This window comes from Rhizobium sp. Root1212 (assembly GCF_001424985.1).
Taxonomy (GTDB): Bacteria; Pseudomonadota; Alphaproteobacteria; order Rhizobiales; family Rhizobiaceae; genus Pararhizobium.
Genome location: NZ_LMDA01000017.1, coordinates 1 through 18,087 on the forward strand (window position 1 = coordinate 1; position 18,087 = coordinate 18,087).

Below are 18,087 nucleotides of genomic sequence, written 5' to 3' on the forward strand. Positions count from 1 at the left end.
CGTGATCGCTGCCGTCAGCGACGTCTTGCCATGGTCAACGTGGCCAATCGTGCCGATGTTGACGTGCGGCTTATTGCGCTCAAACTTGCTCTTTGCCATTTCCGGCTCTCCATTTTCTCGCCCCTAGGGGCATATTTTCTTGTTTCTAGCGATTTAAGTCTCCGGTCACTTCTGACCGGAGTACTTCGCCTGGATTTCCTGTGCGACGTTCGACGGGACCGGCGCATAATGATCGAAGGTCATCGTGTACTGTGCACGGCCCTGCGACATGGAGCGCAGGTTGTCCACGTACTTGAACATGTTCGCCAGCGGCACGTTGGCAGCAATCACGACGGCAACGCCGCGCGATTCCTGGCCCTGGATCTGGCCACGGCGGGAGTTCAGGTCGCCGATCACGTCGCCGACGTAGTCTTCCGGCGTTACGACTTCGACCTTCATCATCGGCTCGAGCAGCTGTGCGCCGGCCTTGCGGGCAGCTTCACGGAAGCAGGCTCGCGATGCGATTTCGAAGGCGAGAACCGACGAGTCGACGTCGTGGAAGGCACCGTCGATGAGGGTGGCCTTGACGCCGAGCATCGGGAAGCCAGCGAGCGGGCCCGAAGACAGAACGCTTTCGATACCCTTCTGAACGCCCGGAATGTATTCCTTCGGAACAGCACCACCGACGATCTTGGACTCGAACTTGAAGTCTTCGCCATCCGGGTTCGGTTCGAAGACGATCTTGACGCGCGCGAACTGGCCGGTACCACCGGACTGCTTCTTGTGCGTGTAGTCTTCTTCGCAGAGCTTCGTGATGGTTTCGCGGTAGGCAACCTGCGGAGCACCGACGTTGGCTTCAACCTTGAACTCGCGACGCATGCGGTCGACGATGATGTCCAGGTGAAGTTCGCCCATGCCGGCGATGATGGTCTGGCCGGATTCCTGGTCGGTCTTCACGCGGAACGACGGGTCTTCAGCAGCGAGGCGATTGAGCGCGAGGCCCATCTTTTCCTGGTCGCCCTTGGACTTCGGTTCGATCGCGATCTGGATGACCGGCTCGGGGAATTCCATGCGCTCGAGGATAACCGGCTTCAGGGGATCGCAGAGCGTGTCACCCGTGGTGGTTTCCTTGAGACCTGCGAGAGCAACGATGTCGCCTGCGAAGGCTTCTTCGATGTCTTCACGCGAGTTGGAGTGCATCTGCAGCATACGGCCGACGCGCTCGCGCTTGTCCTTGACCGTGTTGAGAACAGACGAACCCTTTTCGAGCTTGCCCGAGTAGATGCGTGCGAAGGTGAGCGAACCAACGAAGGGGTCGTTCATGATCTTGAAGGCGAGCATCGAGAGCGGCTCGGCGTCGTCAGCGTGACGCTCGATTTCGGCTTCGGTCTTGAAGTCGATACCCTTGATCGCCGGAATGTCGAGCGGCGACGGCAGGTAATCGACAACGGCGTCGAGCAGCGGCTGAACACCCTTGTTCTTGAAGGCAGTGCCGCAGAACATCGGGTGGAACTTGACGTCGATGGTGCCGCGGCGAACGAGCGCACGGATCTGGTCGTTGTCCGGCATGTCGCCGTTCAGATAGGCTTCCATCGCGGCTTCGTCGATTTCGACAACGGTCTCGATCAGCTTCTCGCGATATTCTTCGGCCTTGGCCTTCATGTCTTCCGGAATTTCGACGACGTCCCACTGGGCGCCGAGCGATTCGTCGCGCCATACGAGAGCGTTCATCTCGATCAGGTCGATCACGCCCTTGAAGTCGCTTTCAGCGCCGATCGGCAGCTGCATCACGACGGCGATGGCGCCGAGGCGGGTCTTGATCATCTCGACCGAGCGGTAGAAGTCCGCGCCGGTCTTGTCCATCTTGTTGCAGAAGATCATGCGCGGAACATGATACTTCTCAGCCTGACGCCAGACGGTTTCCGTCTGCGGTTCGACGCCGGCGTTGGCGTCGAGAAGGGCGATCGCACCGTCAAGAACGCGCAGCGAACGCTCGACTTCGATGGTGAAGTCGACGTGGCCGGGGGTGTCGATGATGTTGAAGCGGCGAGCCTTGCCGTCACGGCCCTTCCAGAAGGTGGTCGTGGCAGCAGACGTGATGGTGATGCCGCGTTCCTGCTCCTGCTCCATCCAGTCCATGGTAGCGGCGCCGTCGTGGACTTCGCCGATCTTGTGGGACTTGCCGGTGTAGTAGAGGATGCGCTCGGTCGTCGTGGTCTTGCCAGCGTCGATGTGCGCCATAATGCCGAAGTTGCGGTAGTCTTCGATTTTGTATTCGCGAGCCATTGAAGGACTCCTTTTGAAATTGTTCGTCGATTACCAGCGATAATGCGAGAAGGCGCGGTTTGCGTCGGCCATCTTGTGCGTGTCTTCGCGCTTCTTCACTGCGCTGCCGCGGTTGTTCGCAGCGTCCATGAGTTCGCCGCAGAGGCGATCAACCATGGTGGTTTCGTTGCGCTTGCGGGCAGCAGTGATCAGCCAGCGAATGGCGAGAGCCTGACGGCGCTCGGGACGAACATCGACCGGAACCTGGTAGGTAGCACCACCAACGCGACGCGAACGGACTTCGACGTGCGGAGCGATGTTGTCGAGAGCCGAATGGAAAACCGTGATCGGCTCCTGCTTCAGCTTAGCCTGAACCGCATCGAACGCACCGTAAACGATGCTTTCGGCAACCGACTTCTTACCATGAAGCATGATTGCGTTCATGAACTTGGTGACGACCAGATCGCCGAACTTCGGGTCCGGATTGATCTCGCGCTTTTCTGCACTGTGACGACGTGACATATTTTTGTCTCTCAACCTTGAACTGGCGCTTTACCACGCGGAGAACCTCGCGCAGCGCCGGAATTGTTTATTCCGAAATTACTTCGGACGCTTCGCACCATACTTGGAACGGCGCTGCTTACGGTTCTTGACACCCTGGGTATCGAGAACGCCGCGGATGATGTGATAACGAACACCCGGCAAGTCCTTCACACGACCGCCACGGATCATGACGACGGAGTGTTCCTGCAGGTTGTGACCTTCGCCCGGAATGTAGCCGATGACTTCGAAGCCGTTCGTCAGGCGGATCTTGGCGACCTTACGCAGAGCCGAGTTCGGCTTCTTCGGGGTCGTCGTATAAACGCGGGTGCAAACGCCACGCTTCTGCGGGTTTTCCTGCAGGGCAGGAACCTTGTTGCGCTTTACCTGTGCCTGACGCGGCTTACGGATCAGCTGGTTTACGGTAGGCATATAACCATCCCTTGCAAATTCTCGTTACCCTTTCGGGCGGATCGATGCCGTCTCCGGCGGTTTCACACGCTCAATAAATGCGCAAAACGAGGGCCTATCCGCTTCTTGGCAGATGGCCCCTCGAGAAAGCAGAGGACGCCGTATTTCGGCGTCGTGCGTGCTAGTTTGCGGTCTTCAGCGTGCGTTTGAGCCTTGTTTGAGGCAAACTCCAGGACGCGTCGTCCTGAAACAGCCAGCCTCACATAGGCTCTGATGGGCCGCGATGTACTGATTAAAGCCCTCCCCGTCAAGGGGAATTAACAAAATAACTGGCCACGACAGGGCTGACACCCCTGCAAAACAAGGCTTTTGGCGTCTGTGGACCGGATGCTAGCCCCTTCCCTGCCCCGGGCGGAGCCCGCGCTTGCGAGTGCTTTAAAGAATCGTCAAGCATTTGTCCAATGCGGCGATTCTCCACCGCACCGAATAGGATTTTGTAAGGGGGACAAACGACTCAGCCGTTAATTACGCCTATCCGCCTTACCCGCCACATTATAAGATACAATCCTCCGGCCCTTGCCGGCACTGGCCTCCCAAAGGAACACTTCATGAGCACGATTGCCGATAACGACAACAACCTCGACGGCCCCATGGTCTTCATCATCATCGGCAAAGCCTATGAAAAGGATGGCGACAGCGAAGGCGTCGACATCCACGTCATGCTGCGCGCGCCGGACGACGACACCGCCGTTCGCGAGGCGTTGAACGCGCTTGCCGACGAAGGCTTCCTCGAAGCGGACCTCGACCAGATCGGAACCCTCACCGACGTCCCTGACGACGAGCCGCACGCGTCGGCCTATCAAGGCGCCCTCGAAGGCGAAGTCGCGATCATTCGCTTCAGCTGACAGCCGGCGACGGCGTTCCTCATACATTCAGAACAAAAAAAGCCGCGGGGATCGCTCCCCGCGGCTTTTCTGTTCGTCCGGGGAAAAGAGGGCTTACGCCCTCTCCTCCTTATTCGGCAGCCGTGCCTTCGGCAGCAGCCAGGTCGGCCAGCATCGGGGTCGCGGCTTCCGCACCGGTGCCCTTGCGGCGCTCTTCGAGGATCATCTCGTCGCGCGCGGTGGCGATGCGGCGGATCTGCGTCATGGTTCCGCCGGTACCGGCCGGGATCAGGCGGCCGACGATGACGTTTTCCTTCAGACCCTGCAGACCGTCGGTCTTGCCGGCGATCGCAGCTTCCGTCAGCACCTTGGTCGTTTCCTGGAAGGATGCGGCCGAGATGAAGGACGGCGTCTGCAGCGACGCCTTGGTGATGCCGAGCAGGACCGGGTCGCCGTAAGCCGGCTTCTTGCCCTGTTCGATCAGCTGATCGTTGACGTCTTCCAGTTCGATGCGATCGACGTTGTCGCCGACGATGTAGGTCGAGTCACCGGCGTCGGTGATTTCAACCTTCTGCAGCATCTGGCGAACGATCACTTCGATGTGCTTGTCGTTGATGACAACGCCCTGCAGACGGTAGACTTCCTGGATTTCGTTCACGAGGTACGAAGCCAGAGCCTCGACGCCCTTGATCGCCAGGATATCGTGCGGAGCCGGGTTACCGTCGAGGATGTAATCACCCTTTTCGATGTAGTCGCCGTCCTGAAGATGGAAGGGCTTGCCCTTCGGGATCAGGTACTCGACCGGCTCGACACCGTCTTCCGCCGGCTCGATCAGCACGCGACGCTTGTTCTTGTAGTCGCGGCCGAAGCGGATCGTACCATCGATTTCGGCGATGATAGCGTGATCCTTCGGACGACGCGCTTCGAAGAGTTCGGCAACGCGCGGCAGACCGCCGGTGATGTCCTTCGTCTTGGCGCTTTCCAGCGGCGAACGGGCAAGCACGTCAGCCTGCGAGACCTTCTGGCCCGGCTCGACCGACAGGATGGCGTCGACCGAGAGCAGGAAGCGGGCTTCGCCACCGCGCGACAGCTTGGCAACGGCGCCGTTCTTGTCCTTGATGACGATCGCCGGCTTGAGATCCGTACCGCGCGGCGTCGAGCGCCAGTCGATAACCTGACGCTTGGTGATGCCGGTCGCTTCGTCGGTCGCTTCCAGAACGGAGATGCCGTCAACGACGTCTTCGAAGTGAACGGTACCTTCCACTTCCGTCATCATCGGACGGGTGTAGGGGTCCCACTCTGCGAGACGCTGACCGCGCTTCACCTTATCGCCGTCATCGACGAAGATCTTCGAACCGTAGGCAACGCGCTGCGTCGAACGCTCGACGCCACGCTCGTCCAGGATCTGGATCGCCATGTTGCGGCCCATGGCAATCAGGTTGCCTTCCGAGTTGCGCAGCATGTTGCGGTTCTTGATCTGGACGGTGCCTTCATACGACGCTTCCAGGAACGACTGGTCGACCACGTTGGCCGTGCCGCCCAGGTGGAAGGTACGCATGGTGAGCTGCGTGCCCGGCTCGCCGATCGACTGTGCGGCGATAACACCGACCGCTTCACCCATGTTGACAGGGGTACCGCGGGCAAGGTCTCGGCCGTAGCAGACGCCGCAGACGCCGGTCTGGATTTCGCAGGTCAGAGCCGAACGGATACGGATCGACTGGATACCAGCCTTCTCGATCTCGATGACATCGGCTTCGAGGATCATTCTGCCGGCATCGACGATGCGGACGCCGGTGACCGGATGATCGATGTCATCCAGAGCCGTGCGGCCGAGAACGCGGGCGCCGAGCGAAGCCACGACCTGACCGGCATCGACGATCGCCGTCATGGTAAGGCCCTTGTCGGTGCCGCAATCCGTCGAGTTGACGATGCAGTCCTGCGCGACGTCGACGAGACGACGGGTCAGGTAACCCGAGTTCGCGGTCTTCAGAGCGGTGTCTGCAAGGCCCTTACGGGCGCCGTGGGTCGAGTTGAAGTACTCGTTAACGGTCAGACCTTCCTTGAAGTTCGAGATGATCGGGGTCTCGATGATTTCACCCGACGGCTTTGCCATCAGGCCGCGCATGCCGCCCAGCTGGCGCATCTGGTTCGGAGAACCGCGGGCGCCCGAGTGCGACATCATGTAGATGGCGTTCATCGGCTTCTGGCGACCGTTGTCGTCGAACTCGACGGCCTTGATGCGGGCCATCATGTCTTCGGCAACCTTGTCGGTGGCCTTACCCCAGGCGTCGACAACCTTGTTGTACTTTTCGCCCTGGGTGATGAGACCGTCGTTGTACTGCTGTTCGTATTCCTTCACCAGGCTTTCGGTATCGCCGACGATCTTGGCCTTGGAGGCAGGGATCACCATGTCGTCCTTGCCGAACGAAATGCCCGCGCGGCAGGCATGGGCGAAGCCGAGCTGCATGATGCGGTCGCAGAAAATGACCGTGTCCTTCTGGCCGCAATGACGGTAGACCGTGTCGATCATCTTGGAGATGTTCTTCTTGGTCAGTTCCTGGTTGCAGACGTCGAACGGAACGTTGGCGTTCTTCGGCAGGAGTTCGCCGATGAGCATACGGCCCGGCGTGGTTTCAAAGATCTTCGAAACCGGGTTACCCTCGGCATCGACGGTCTTGAAGCGGCCACGGATCTTGGCATGCAGCGTCACGGACTTGGTTTCGAGCGCGTGATGCAGTTCGCCGATGTCGGAGAAGGCCATGCCTTCGCCCGGCTCGTTCTGGTTCTGGATCGACAAATAGTACAGGCCGAGAACCATATCCTGCGACGGAACGATGATCGGCGCGCCGTTTGCCGGGTGCAGAATGTTGTTCGTCGACATCATGAGAACGCGCGCTTCAAGCTGGGCTTCCAGCGAGAGCGGGACGTGAACAGCCATCTGGTCGCCGTCGAAGTCGGCGTTGAAGGCCGTGCAGACGAGCGGGTGCAGCTGGATCGCCTTGCCTTCGACCAGGGTCGGTTCGAAGGCCTGGATGCCCAGGCGGTGCAGCGTCGGAGCGCGGTTCAACAGAACCGGATGCTCGCGGATGACCTCGTCGAGGATATCCCAGACTTCCGGCTTTTCCTTTTCGACCAGCTTCTTGGCCTGCTTGACGGTCGAGGAGAAACCCTTGGCGTCGAGGCGGGCGTAGATGAACGGCTTGAACAGCTCGAGCGCCATCTTCTTCGGCAGGCCGCACTGGTGCAGCTTCAGTTCCGGGCCGGTCACGATGACCGAACGGCCGGAATAGTCGACGCGCTTGCCGAGCAGGTTCTGGCGGAAGCGGCCCTGCTTGCCCTTGAGCATGTCGGACAGCGACTTCAACGGACGCTTGTTGGCGCCGGTGATGACGCGGCCACGGCGGCCGTTGTCGAACAGCGCGTCCACAGATTCCTGCAGCATGCGCTTTTCGTTGCGGATGATGATGCCCGGAGCGCGCAGTTCGATCAGGCGCTTCAGACGGTTGTTACGGTTGATGACGCGGCGATAGAGATCGTTGAGGTCGGACGTTGCGAAACGGCCGCCGTCGAGCGGAACCAGCGGACGCAGGTCCGGCGGGATCACCGGAACGACCTTCATGATCATCCATTCCGGACGGTTGCCGCTTTCCATGAAGTTCTCGACGATCTTCAGGCGCTTCATCAGCTTCTTCTGCTTCAGTTCCGACGTGGTGTCCGCCAGATCCGAGCGCAGGTCGCCTGCGATCTTTTCGAGGTTCATCGAGGCGAGCATCTCGTAGATGGCTTCCGCACCGATCATCGCCGTGAACTGATCTTCGCCGAACTCGTCGACGGCGATCATGTATTCCTCTTCCGACAGAAGCTGATTTTCCTTCAGCGACGTCAGGCCAGGCTCGGTGACGATGTAGTTTTCGAAGTAGAGAACGCGCTCGATATCCTTCAGCGTCATGTCGAGCAGCGTTGCGATGCGGCTCGGCAGTGACTTCAGGAACCAGATGTGGGCAACGGGAGCAGCAAGCTCGATATGGCCCATGCGCTCACGGCGAACGCGCGACAGCGTGACTTCGACGCCGCACTTTTCGCAGATGATGCCCTTGTACTTCATGCGCTTGTACTTGCCGCACAGGCATTCGTAGTCCTTGATCGGGCCAAAGATACGCGCGCAGAACAGGCCGTCACGCTCGGGCTTGAACGTGCGGTAGTTGATGGTTTCCGGCTTCTTGATCTCACCGTAGGACCAGGAGAGAATCTTCTCCGGCGACGCAATCGAAATCCGGATGGAATCGAAGGTCTGCGCAGGCACCTGCGGATTGAAAAGGTTCATGACCTCTTGGTTCATGCCTATCTCCTTTACGGGCAATTTGCCCTGAGCTGAGCGAGGATGCCGGCGATTTCCCGCCCGCCGGCCCCTGCCTTAACAGATATGACTGCAACAGATGCAGTCCGCTTCCCTCCCCTCAAGCGATATGCGCTTCAGGCAGGGAACGGTGCGCGCCGAGACGGGGCGCGCACCTTATTTGTTTTACTCGGCTGCGTCCGGCAGCTGACCGGCCTGCTGTTCGTCGATCTTCGAGTTCTCGAGTTCGACCGAAAGGCCCAGCGAGCGCATTTCCTTGACGAGAACGTTGAAGCTCTCCGGAATGCCCGCTTCGAAGGTGTCGTCGCCACGGACGATCGCCTCATAGACCTTGGTACGGCCGGCCACGTCGTCCGACTTCACCGTCAGCATTTCCTGCAGGGTGTAGGCGGCGCCGTAGGCTTCGAGCGCCCAGACTTCCATTTCCCCGAAGCGCTGACCGCCGAACTGCGCCTTACCACCGAGCGGCTGCTGGGTGACGAGCGAGTACGGGCCGATCGAACGGGCGTGGATCTTGTCGTCGACCAGGTGGTTCAGCTTCAGCATGTAGATGTAGCCAACCGTGACCTGACGGTCGAACTGCTCGCCGGTACGGCCGTCATACAGCGTCGACTGTCCCGTGACCTTCAGGCCTGCCTGCTGCAGCATCTCGTTGATGTCGGCTTCCACAGCACCGTCGAAGACCGGCGTTGCGATCGAGACACCGCGGCGGGTCTGCTCGGCCAGGCGCACGATCGACTCGTCGTCGTACTGCTTGATCGGCTCGCCCTTCGGGCCGGACCCGATGACGCTGTCGATGGTGTCGCGCAACGGCTTGATCTCGCCGCCCGCCCTGTAGGCGTCCAGCATCTCGCCGATCTGCTTGCCCATGCCGGCGCAAGCCCAGCCCAGGTGCGTCTCGAGGATCTGACCGACGTTCATGCGCGACGGCACGCCCAGCGGGTTCAGAACGACGTCGACATGCGTGCCGTCTTCCAGGAACGGCATGTCTTCGACCGGCACGATACGCGACACGACACCCTTGTTGCCGTGACGGCCGGCCATCTTGTCGCCCGGCTGGATCTTGCGCTTCACAGCGACGAAGACCTTGACCATCTTCATGACGCCCGGAGGCATTTCGTCGCCGCGCTGGACCTTCTCGACCTTGTCCATGAAGCGCTGTTCAAGGCGCGACTTGGATTCGTCGTACTGACCACGCAGGGCTTCGATCTCGCCCTGAGCCTTCTCGTCCTCGATCGCGAACATCCACCACTGCGAGCGGGGGTATTCGGAAACGACGGCGTTCGAAAGCTCGGTGCCCTTCTTGAAGCCCTTCGGACCGGCAACGGCGGTGTGCCCGCGCAGCATGTCGATCAGACGCGCATAGACGTTGCGATCGAGGATCGCCTGTTCGTCGTCGCGGTCCTTGGCGAGGCGTTCGATTTCCTCGCGCTCGATCGCCATCGCACGTTCGTCCTTTTCGACGCCGTGACGGTTGAAGACGCGGACTTCGACGACGGTGCCGAAGGTGCCCGGAGGCATGCGCATCGAGGTGTCGCGAACGTCGGAGGCCTTTTCACCGAAGATGGCGCGCAGAAGCTTTTCTTCAGGCGTCATCGGGCTTTCGCCCTTCGGGGTGATCTTGCCGACGAGGATGTCGCCCGGCTGAACTTCAGCACCGATGTAGACGATACCGGCTTCGTCGAGGTTCTTCAGCGCTTCTTCCGAAACGTTCGGAATGTCGCGGGTGATTTCTTCCGGACCAAGCTTGGTGTCACGCGCCATCACTTCGAACTCTTCGATGTGGATGGAGGTGAACACGTCGTCCGACACGATGCGCTCGGAGAGCAGGATCGAGTCTTCGTAGTTGTAGCCGTTCCACGGCATGAACGCGACGAGCGCGTTGCGGCCGAGAGCCAGATCGCCGAGGTCGGTCGACGGACCGTCCGCGATGATGTCGCCCTTGTTCAGAACGTCGCCGACGGTGACCAGCGGACGCTGGTTGACGCAGGTGTTCTGGTTGGAACGCTGGAACTTCTGCAGGCGGTAGATATCGACGCCGGACTTGCCCGGATCGAGGTCTTCCGTCGCGCGGATAACGATACGGGTCGCATCCACCTGGTCGACGACGCCGCCGCGGCGAGCCGCGATTGCCGCACCCGAGTCACGGGCGACGACCGGCTCCATGCCGGTGCCGACGAACGGAGCTTCGGCCCGCAGGAGCGGAACGGCCTGACGCTGCATGTTCGAGCCCATCAGTGCGCGGTTCGCGTCGTCGTTCTCGAGGAACGGGATGAGCGCGGCCGCGACCGAAACGAGCTGCTTCGGCGAAACGTCCATCAGGTTAATCTGGTCGCGCGGCGACAGCATGACTTCGCCGGCATGACGGCAGACGACGAATTCTTCAGCGAAGGACTCATCCGCATTCAGGACCGAGTTGGCCTGGGCGACGTGGTACTTGGCTTCTTCCATCGCCGACAGATAGACGACGTCCTTCGTCACCTTGCCGTCCACGATCTTGCGGTACGGGCTTTCGATGAAGCCGTACTTGTTGACGCGGGCGAAGGTTGCGAGCGAGTTGATCAGACCGATGTTCGGGCCTTCCGGCGTTTCGATCGGGCAAATACGGCCGTAGTGGGTCGGATGAACGTCGCGGACTTCGAAGCCTGCGCGCTCGCGGGTCAGACCACCCGGACCAAGAGCCGAAAGACGGCGCTTGTGAGTGATTTCCGAAAGCGGGTTCACCTGGTCCATGAACTGCGACAGCTGCGAGGAACCGAAGAATTCACGAACGGCGGCGGCTGCCGGCTTCGCGTTGATCAGGTCCTGCGGCATGACGGTGTCGATCTCGATCGAGGACATACGTTCCTTGATCGCACGCTCCATGCGCAGAAGGCCGAGACGATACTGGTTTTCCATCAGCTCGCCGACCGAACGGACGCGGCGGTTGCCGAGGTTGTCGATGTCGTCGATCTCGCCCTTGCCGTCACGCAGCTCGACGAGCATCTTGACGACGGCCAGGATGTCTTCCTTGCGCAGAATGCGGACTGCATCCGAGACGTCGAGGTCGAGGCGCATGTTCATCTTGACGCGGCCGACGGCGGAGAGGTCGTAACGCTCCGCATCGAAGAACAGCGTGTTGAACATGGCTTCGGCCGATTCCATCGTCGGCGGCTCACCCGGACGCATGACGCGGTAGATGTCGAACAGAGCGTCCTGACGGTTCTCGTTCTTGTCTACCGACAGCGTGTTGCGGATGTAGGCACCGACATTGATATGGTCGATGTCGAGAACCGGGATTTCGTCGAAACCTGCGCCGAGAATAACGCCGAGGGTCTTCTCGTCGATCTCGTCGCCGGCTTCGAGGAAGATTTCACCCGTTTGCATGTTGACGAGGTCTTCGGCAAGGTAGTTACCGTAGAGGTCGTCATCGGTCGCCTTGATCGCCTTCAGGCCTTTGTCGGAGAGCTGGCGCAGCAAACGCGGGGTGAGCTTCTTGCCCGATTCGACGACAACTTCGCCGGTGTCGGCGTCGATGAGGTCGGACAGCGCCTTCTGGCCCTTGAGGGCGTCCGGCTGGAACGGGATGCGCCAGCCCTTGCCGTCACGCTGGTAGAGCGACTTGGTATAGAACGTGTCGAGGATTTCCTCGCCGTCCATGCCGAGCGCCATCAGCAGCGACGAGACGGGGATCTTGCGGCGACGGTCGATACGCGCATGGACGATGTCCTTGGCGTCGAACTCGATGTCGAGCCAGGAACCGCGATACGGGATGACGCGCGCAGCAAACAAGAGCTTGCCGGAAGAATGGCTCTTGCCCTTGTCGTGGTCGAAGAACACGCCCGGCGAACGGTGCATCTGCGAAACGATGACGCGCTCGGTGCCGTTGACGATGAAGGTACCGTTGTCGGTCATGAGCGGCATGTCGCCCATGTAGACGTTCTGCTCCTTGATGTCCTTGATGGACTTCGCGCCGGTATCCTCGTCGATATCGAACACGATAAGGCGCAGCGTCACCTTCAGCGGTGCCGCATAGGTGAGGTCGCGCTGGCGGCATTCCTCGACGTCGAACTTCGGCTGTTCGAATTCGTAGGAGACGAATTCGAGCATCGAAGCGCCCGAGAAATCGGTGATCGGGAATACCGACTTGAAGACGGACTGAAGGCCTTCATCGGGACGGCCGCCCTGCGGCTCGTCAACCATCAGAAACTGGTCGTAGGACGCCTTCTGAACCTCGATGAGGTTCGGCATTTCTGCGACTTCGGGGATCTTACCAAAAAACTTGCGTACGCGCCTACGACCGTTAAACGAAAGGGTCTGAGCCATCGTCGCTCCTTCAATTTTTGCATCCGGGCCTGCAACGGACGGGAACCGATGGCCAGTCGATCCCGTCAATCAATGGGTGGTATCCAAACTCGTTTCATGCCCGAAAACGCCCAGCGCGGATTACTGTGCTGCCTTCGGAACGAAACTATCCTCTTGAAGAACCCATTACCCAAAAGCCGTTTTCAAATGGCTTTTGGGTAATACGTTCAAAAAAAGATCAAATGGAGGCGGTCCTTTCGGACCACCTCCCAAGCAATAAGCTCGTATTACTTGACGTCAACCTTGGCGCCAGCGTCTTCGAGCTTCTTCTTGAGGTCAGCGGCTTCAGCCTTGGAAACAGCTTCCTTGACAGCCTTCGGAGCGCCTTCGACGAGGTCCTTGGCTTCCTTGAGGCCGAGACCGGTGATGGCGCGGACTTCCTTGATGACGTTGATCTTGTTGGCGCCAGCGTCAACGAGAACGACGTCGAATTCGGTCTTTTCTTCTTCAGCAGCAGCCGGAGCAGCGCCGCCGGCAGCAGCAACGGCTACCGGAGCAGCAGCGGAAACGCCCCACTTTTCTTCGAGAAGCTTCGACAGTTCTGCAGCTTCCAGAACGGTCAGCGAGGAGAGGTCTTCAACGATCTTTGCGAGATCAGCCATTTTGATAGTTCCTTGTGTTCAGTTCGAACTTTGTTGAAATATAAACAGCGAAAAACCGCCTTATGCGGCTTCTTCGTCCTTCTTGGCGTAGGCCGCAAACACGCGGGCAAGCTGGCTTGCCGGTGCTGCAACAACCGAAGCGATGCGGGTTGCCGGGGTCTGAATCATACCCAGCAGCTTTGCACGCAGCTCGTCCAGCGAAGGCAGGGTCGCAAGCGACTTGACTGCTTCGGCGTTGAGCACGGTTGCGCCCATGGAACCACCGAGAACAACGACCTTGTCGTTGGTCTTGGCAAAATCCATGACGACCTTCGGAGCCGTGATCGGGTCTGCGCTGTATGCAATCAGCGTCTGACCCTTGAAGAGATTTGCGATCCCTTCCGACTCCGTACCCTGAAGGGCAATCTTGGCCAGACGGTTCTTCGCGACTTTGACGGTGCCGCCAGCTGCGCGCATCTTAGAACGAAGATCGTTCATCTGCGCGACGGTGACACCAGCATAGTGGGCCACAACGACCGATCCCGCGCCCTTGAAGGACTCGTTCAGGTCTGTGACGAATTCGCGCTTTTCCGCTCTTTCCACTGCCTATCTCCAGTTGACGGGACTACGGATGCAGTCCCATCGGGTTTGCCTTTGCCGCGAGAGATCAGAAATGATCCCAAGCGACGCTCGAGGATCCTGTCCCCTGCACGTCCCCTTTCGGGTGCGACACAAGGCAAGCCGAGGTTCGAACCGAACGTCCACGCCGGAGCGTGTGGTGAAATTCGGGTCTCACCCGTCTCATGCAGGCGAAGTGATTAAGGCCAAATTTCCAAGGAAAAAAGGCCACCTGCAATCTCGGACAGGAGTTCCGGGTTTTATCCCGGAATTCCCGGCCCCGAAGGGCCGGAAATCTTGGAACCGGGCCAGAAGGCCCGGAAAACATATTAAGCGGCGTTTACGGTAGCCGGATCGATCTTGACGCCAGGACCCATGGTCGAGGAGATCGCAACGCGCTTGACGTAGTTACCCTTGGCGCCAGCCGGCTTGGCCTTGATGACCGCATCGGCGAAAGCCTTGATGTTTTCTTCAAGAGCCTTGGCATCGAAAGAGGCCTTGCCGATACCGGCATGGACGATACCAGCCTTTTCGACGCGGAACTCGACTGCGCCGCCCTTGGAAGCCTTGACGGCGCCCGTGACGTCCATGGTGACCGTGCCGACCTTCGGGTTCGGCATCATGCCGCGCGGGCCGAGGACCTTACCGAGACGACCGACGAGCGGCATCATGTCCGGGGTGGCGATGCAGCGATCGAAATCGATCTTGCCGCCCTGGACGATTTCCAGCAGGTCTTCCGCGCCGACGATGTCTGCGCCTGCAGCCTTGGCTTCGTCAGCCTTGGCGCCACGTGCGAAAACGGCAACGCGAACGTCACGGCCGGTGCCGTTCGGAAGGTTGACGACGCCGCGGACCATCTGGTCGGCGTGACGCGGGTCAACGCCCAGGTTCATGGCGATTTCGATGGTTTCGTCGAACTTGGCGACGGCACGTTCCTTGACCATGGAGATCGCATCGGTGAGTGCGACGAGCTTGGTCGGATCAACGCCTTCGCGGATCTTCTGAATACGCTTTGCTACCTTGGCCATGATCAACCTACCACTTCCAGGCCCATGGAGCGGGCAGAGCCCTCGACCATTGCCATTGCGCCTTCGATGTCAGCCGCGTTCAGATCCTTCATCTTGCCTTCGGCAATTGCGCGGACCTGAGCCTTGGTGATCGTGCCGACCTTGCCGCCCTTGCCGGGGGTCTTGGAACCGGAGGTGATCTTGGCTTCCTTCTTCAGCCAGTAGGTAACCGGCGGCTGCTTCATTGCGAAGGTGAAGGACTTGTCCTGGTAATAGGTGATGACGACCGGGATCGGCATACCCTTTTCCATTTCCTGCGTAGCCGCGTTGAACGACTTGCAGAATTCCATGATGTTAATGCCACGCTGACCGAGCGCAGGACCGATCGGCGGGGACGGATTGGCCGACCCTGCCTTCACCTGCAGCTTGAGCTGGCCTGCAACTTTCTTAGCCATTTCTCTCTGCCTTTACAGATTGCCGGCATTCCCAAATGCGGGACCGCCGGAACTATGACGACCGGTTTCCCGGCCCATTCTGCCGGACACCTTTCGGGAGCCCGGCGGCTGCGGTTGCGTGGTGCGGAAAACCGGTCCGGCTAAGACCTTCTTCCTTCCACGCGGGTTTGCGGGGATACCCCGCGATGCCGGAAACCGTAGCCCCCGGCAAACAGTGAGGGTCGCGAACAGAGGTCGCGACCAATGCAAATCAGACCTTCTCGACCTGCGCGTATTCGAGGTCGACCGGGGTCGCGCGGCCAAAGATCGAGACTTCGACCTTGAGGCGCGAACGCTCTTCATCGACATCCTGAACGATGCCGTTGAACGATGCGAACGGACCGTCGGAAACGCGGACCTGCTCGCCGATCTCGAACGAGATCGAGGGCTTCGGACGATCGACGCCATCCTGGACCTGACCAAGGATGCGCTCGGCTTCATAATCCGGAATCGGAACCGGCTTATTGTCGGAACCGAGGAAGCCCGTCACCTTCGGCGTGTTCTTGATGAGGTGATAGGCCTCATCCGTCAGGTTGGCGCGCACCAGCACGTAACCCGGAAAGAACTTGCGCTCGGCGTCGACCTTGCGGCCGCGACGGACCTCGACGACCTTTTCGGTCGGCACCAGAATCTTTTCGAAAAGATGCTCAAGCCCCTTCTGGCGAGCCTTGTTTTCGATATCGTCAGCGACCTTCTTTTCGAAGTTCGAATAGGCGTGAACAATGTACCAGCGCGCAGCCATTCCCATTCCTCCTGATCAGAAACCGGCGTGAAGGACCAGGCCGATAGCCCAACCCATCAACTGATCAGCCGCAAAAAAGAAAGCAGCAGCAAAAAAGACCATGACGAAGACCATGAGCGTCGAGATCGTCGTCTCGCGCCGCGAGGGCCAAGTCACTTTCGCCGTTTCAGCACGCACCTGCTGCAGAAACGTAAACGGATTAGTTTTCGATGCCATTGAATGCTCACGCCTTCACGGCCCGTAAAGCTGACCTTTCAGCCCCACGCGCCGCGTGTCTGTTTGAACCCTACATAAAGACCGAATCTCGAAATCACAAGAGGTCGCCGGTCTTTTTGCGAAAATATAGAGGGAGAGAGCGAGCCCTCTGCCGACTTTATACATTAGCCATTGCACCGCGGCAACTGTCTGCGCTGGATTGAATGGCAGGGGCAGAGGGGCTCGAACCCCCGACCTGCGGTTTTGGAGACCGCCGCTCTACCAACTGAGCTATACCCCTATCCCCCGGACGCTGTCTTAAGCAGCGCCGCTTGGGTCTGCGGCTTATTATTCAGTTTGCCGGTGGAAGACAAGCGCCTTCGGTGGAAAAAATCCGTAAGCTGCGAGAAATTTGGGGATGCAGCCGCCGGAGACAGGGTTGTCCCCGTAGAGGTCACGACCGTTCATCACCCAGATAAGCAGCCACGAGGGCGTCGGCAATCGTTTTTGTATCGTCCGGCACGTCGCAACTGCTTCGAACCTTGTCCGGATAGACCCCCAGCACGCCGAGCCGGTCGATGAAATGCTCCTGGAAGCGCCGGAAGCTGTCGAGCCTGGGACCGGGAATCGGTGCAAGCCATAGCAGATATACCGGCTTACCCGTTGCCAACGCCTCGCAGCACATCGTCACCGAATCTTCGGTCACAAACAGTTCATCGGCCGCTGCGAGATAATCCATATAGGGATTAGGTCCGATGCCGGTATACGCCGAAATGCCCTCCCCCGCGCGTTCAGAAACGAGCTTTACGACGGAAGCCTCCGTCCTTCTCGACGTCGAAATAAATATCCGCTTACCTTCGCTTCTGCATCGGGACAGGGCGGCAAGGAGCGATTCGGCAGCGCCTTCATCAAGGTTAAATGCGGGATTCGATCCGCCGAGGAGAAATACCGCCACCGGCTCTTCCGCCACGCCCAGACGAAGCCGTGCATCGGCGCGTCGGTTCGCCAAATCCTCACGCCGAACTGCGTGTGGCACGCCGTGCAGCTTGATGAACTGCTTCCGTGCATCGAACGCCGGCTGCCAATCCCGCTGTTCAACATAAACATAGTCAGGACTGGAAGCCGAAAGATCCGGTGTTTCAATGTGAGCCCAGATCACATTCCGCCGATCCTTGAGGAATTTACGGGCTTTACGCTCGCCAAGCGACGCGCAGGAGATGACGATTGCCGGTTTAACGAGGCGTCTTGCAAATGGAAGCCTGTTGATCTGTCGATCAAGCCAGGACAAGCGCGACACCGAAGCGGTGATTCCGCGCGCACGAAGCATCTGCTGCACTAGTTGGGCGACCCCCTTGCACTGCGTATAGGTCCCAGCCAACCGGGTGCTGCAAAGCAGAATTCTGATTTTCATCGGGCGTTTTCCACCATCCGCGCGCACCGGTTCTTTGAGGCCTGCCACGCTTTCGTGGAGAACTTTACGCAAGACGTCTCGGGCGCCAAATAAAAAAAGTCCCACGATCGCTCGCGGGACTTTTATGCTTATAACCGCAGGCAACAATCAAGCTGCCTTGCCGTCGAGATTACTCGACGATCGAAGCGACGATGCCGGCGCCGACGGTACGGCCGCCTTCGCGGATCGCGAAGCGCAGCTTTTCTTCCATCGCGATCGG

Annotated in this window: 14 protein-coding genes, 1 tRNA gene and 1 pseudogene; 1 reads left to right on the forward strand and 15 read right to left on the reverse strand. The window is 59.5% G+C overall.

The genetic code is table 11. The features are described from left to right. From ASC86_RS25330 to rpsL, 4 genes are all read right to left on the reverse strand, one after another. A partial coding sequence (locus ASC86_RS25330) for a GTP-binding protein (protein ID WP_141681087.1) occupies nucleotides 1-99 on the reverse strand: 99 nt, incomplete at its 3' end. Nucleotides 100-165: 66 nt separating this feature from the next. Beyond that, the gene (gene fusA, locus ASC86_RS15960) at nucleotides 166-2,265 is read right to left on the reverse strand and encodes an elongation factor G (protein ID WP_056323206.1); all 2,100 of its coding nucleotides are present in this window, start codon (nucleotides 2,263-2,265) and stop codon (nucleotides 166-168) included. 30 nt (nucleotides 2,266-2,295) lie between these two features. Continuing rightward, the gene (rpsG, locus tag ASC86_RS15965) at nucleotides 2,296-2,766 is read right to left on the reverse strand and encodes a 30S ribosomal protein S7 (protein WP_056323208.1); all 471 of its coding nucleotides are present in this window, start codon (nucleotides 2,764-2,766) and stop codon (nucleotides 2,296-2,298) included. 78 nt (nucleotides 2,767-2,844) lie between these two features. Further along, nucleotides 2,845-3,216, reverse strand: a complete 372-nt coding sequence (rpsL, locus tag ASC86_RS15970; RefSeq protein WP_003507760.1) for a 30S ribosomal protein S12 — start codon at nucleotides 3,214-3,216, stop codon at nucleotides 2,845-2,847. Between the two features lie 587 nt (nucleotides 3,217-3,803). Here rpsL and ASC86_RS15975 point away from each other — a divergent pair. Next, nucleotides 3,804-4,100 (forward strand): hypothetical protein, encoded by a 297-nt coding sequence (locus ASC86_RS15975; RefSeq protein WP_056323210.1) that lies wholly within the window; start codon nucleotides 3,804-3,806, stop codon nucleotides 4,098-4,100. A gap of 109 nt (nucleotides 4,101-4,209) precedes the next feature. Here ASC86_RS15975 and rpoC read toward each other — a convergent pair whose 3' ends face one another. The 11 genes and pseudogenes from rpoC to ASC86_RS25335 all read right to left on the reverse strand — a co-directional run. Further along, nucleotides 4,210-8,418, reverse strand: a complete 4,209-nt coding sequence (gene rpoC, locus ASC86_RS15980; RefSeq protein ID WP_056323215.1) for a DNA-directed RNA polymerase subunit beta' — start codon at nucleotides 8,416-8,418, stop codon at nucleotides 4,210-4,212. A 183-nt stretch (nucleotides 8,419-8,601) separates the two neighbouring features. Beyond that, nucleotides 8,602-12,741 carry a DNA-directed RNA polymerase subunit beta gene (rpoB, locus tag ASC86_RS15985; RefSeq protein ID WP_056323217.1) on the reverse strand — a complete coding sequence of 1,380 codons (4,140 nt, stop codon included), beginning with the start codon at nucleotides 12,739-12,741 and terminating at the stop codon, nucleotides 8,602-8,604. A gap of 266 nt (nucleotides 12,742-13,007) precedes the next feature. Continuing rightward, nucleotides 13,008-13,382 (reverse strand): 50S ribosomal protein L7/L12, encoded by a 375-nt coding sequence (rplL, locus tag ASC86_RS15990; RefSeq protein ID WP_056323219.1) that lies wholly within the window; start codon nucleotides 13,380-13,382, stop codon nucleotides 13,008-13,010. 60 nt (nucleotides 13,383-13,442) lie between these two features. Next, nucleotides 13,443-13,964: a 50S ribosomal protein L10 gene (gene rplJ / locus ASC86_RS15995; RefSeq protein ID WP_056323221.1), complete on the reverse strand. Its 522-nt coding sequence runs from the start codon at nucleotides 13,962-13,964 to the stop codon at nucleotides 13,443-13,445. A 344-nt stretch (nucleotides 13,965-14,308) separates the two neighbouring features. Beyond that, on the reverse strand, nucleotides 14,309-15,007 hold the full coding sequence (gene rplA, locus ASC86_RS16000; RefSeq protein ID WP_056323223.1) for a 50S ribosomal protein L1: 699 nt from the start codon (nucleotides 15,005-15,007) through the stop codon (nucleotides 14,309-14,311). Between the two features lie 2 nt (nucleotides 15,008-15,009). Beyond that, nucleotides 15,010-15,441 carry a 50S ribosomal protein L11 gene (rplK, locus tag ASC86_RS16005; protein WP_056323226.1) on the reverse strand — a complete coding sequence of 144 codons (432 nt, stop codon included), beginning with the start codon at nucleotides 15,439-15,441 and terminating at the stop codon, nucleotides 15,010-15,012. A gap of 250 nt (nucleotides 15,442-15,691) precedes the next feature. Next, the gene (nusG, locus tag ASC86_RS16010; RefSeq protein WP_056323228.1) at nucleotides 15,692-16,222 is read right to left on the reverse strand and encodes a transcription termination/antitermination protein NusG; all 531 of its coding nucleotides are present in this window, start codon (nucleotides 16,220-16,222) and stop codon (nucleotides 15,692-15,694) included. Between the two features lie 15 nt (nucleotides 16,223-16,237). Further along, on the reverse strand, nucleotides 16,238-16,438 hold the full coding sequence (gene secE, locus ASC86_RS16015) for a preprotein translocase subunit SecE (protein WP_056323230.1): 201 nt from the start codon (nucleotides 16,436-16,438) through the stop codon (nucleotides 16,238-16,240). Between the two features lie 204 nt (nucleotides 16,439-16,642). Continuing rightward, a tRNA-Trp gene (locus ASC86_RS16020) sits at nucleotides 16,643-16,718 on the reverse strand. A gap of 153 nt (nucleotides 16,719-16,871) precedes the next feature. Continuing rightward, nucleotides 16,872-17,828: an ELM1/GtrOC1 family putative glycosyltransferase gene (locus ASC86_RS16025; protein ID WP_056323233.1), complete on the reverse strand. Its 957-nt coding sequence runs from the start codon at nucleotides 17,826-17,828 to the stop codon at nucleotides 16,872-16,874. Between the two features lie 169 nt (nucleotides 17,829-17,997). Next, nucleotides 17,998-18,087, reverse strand: a pseudogene (locus ASC86_RS25335) (elongation factor Tu); the annotation flags it as partial.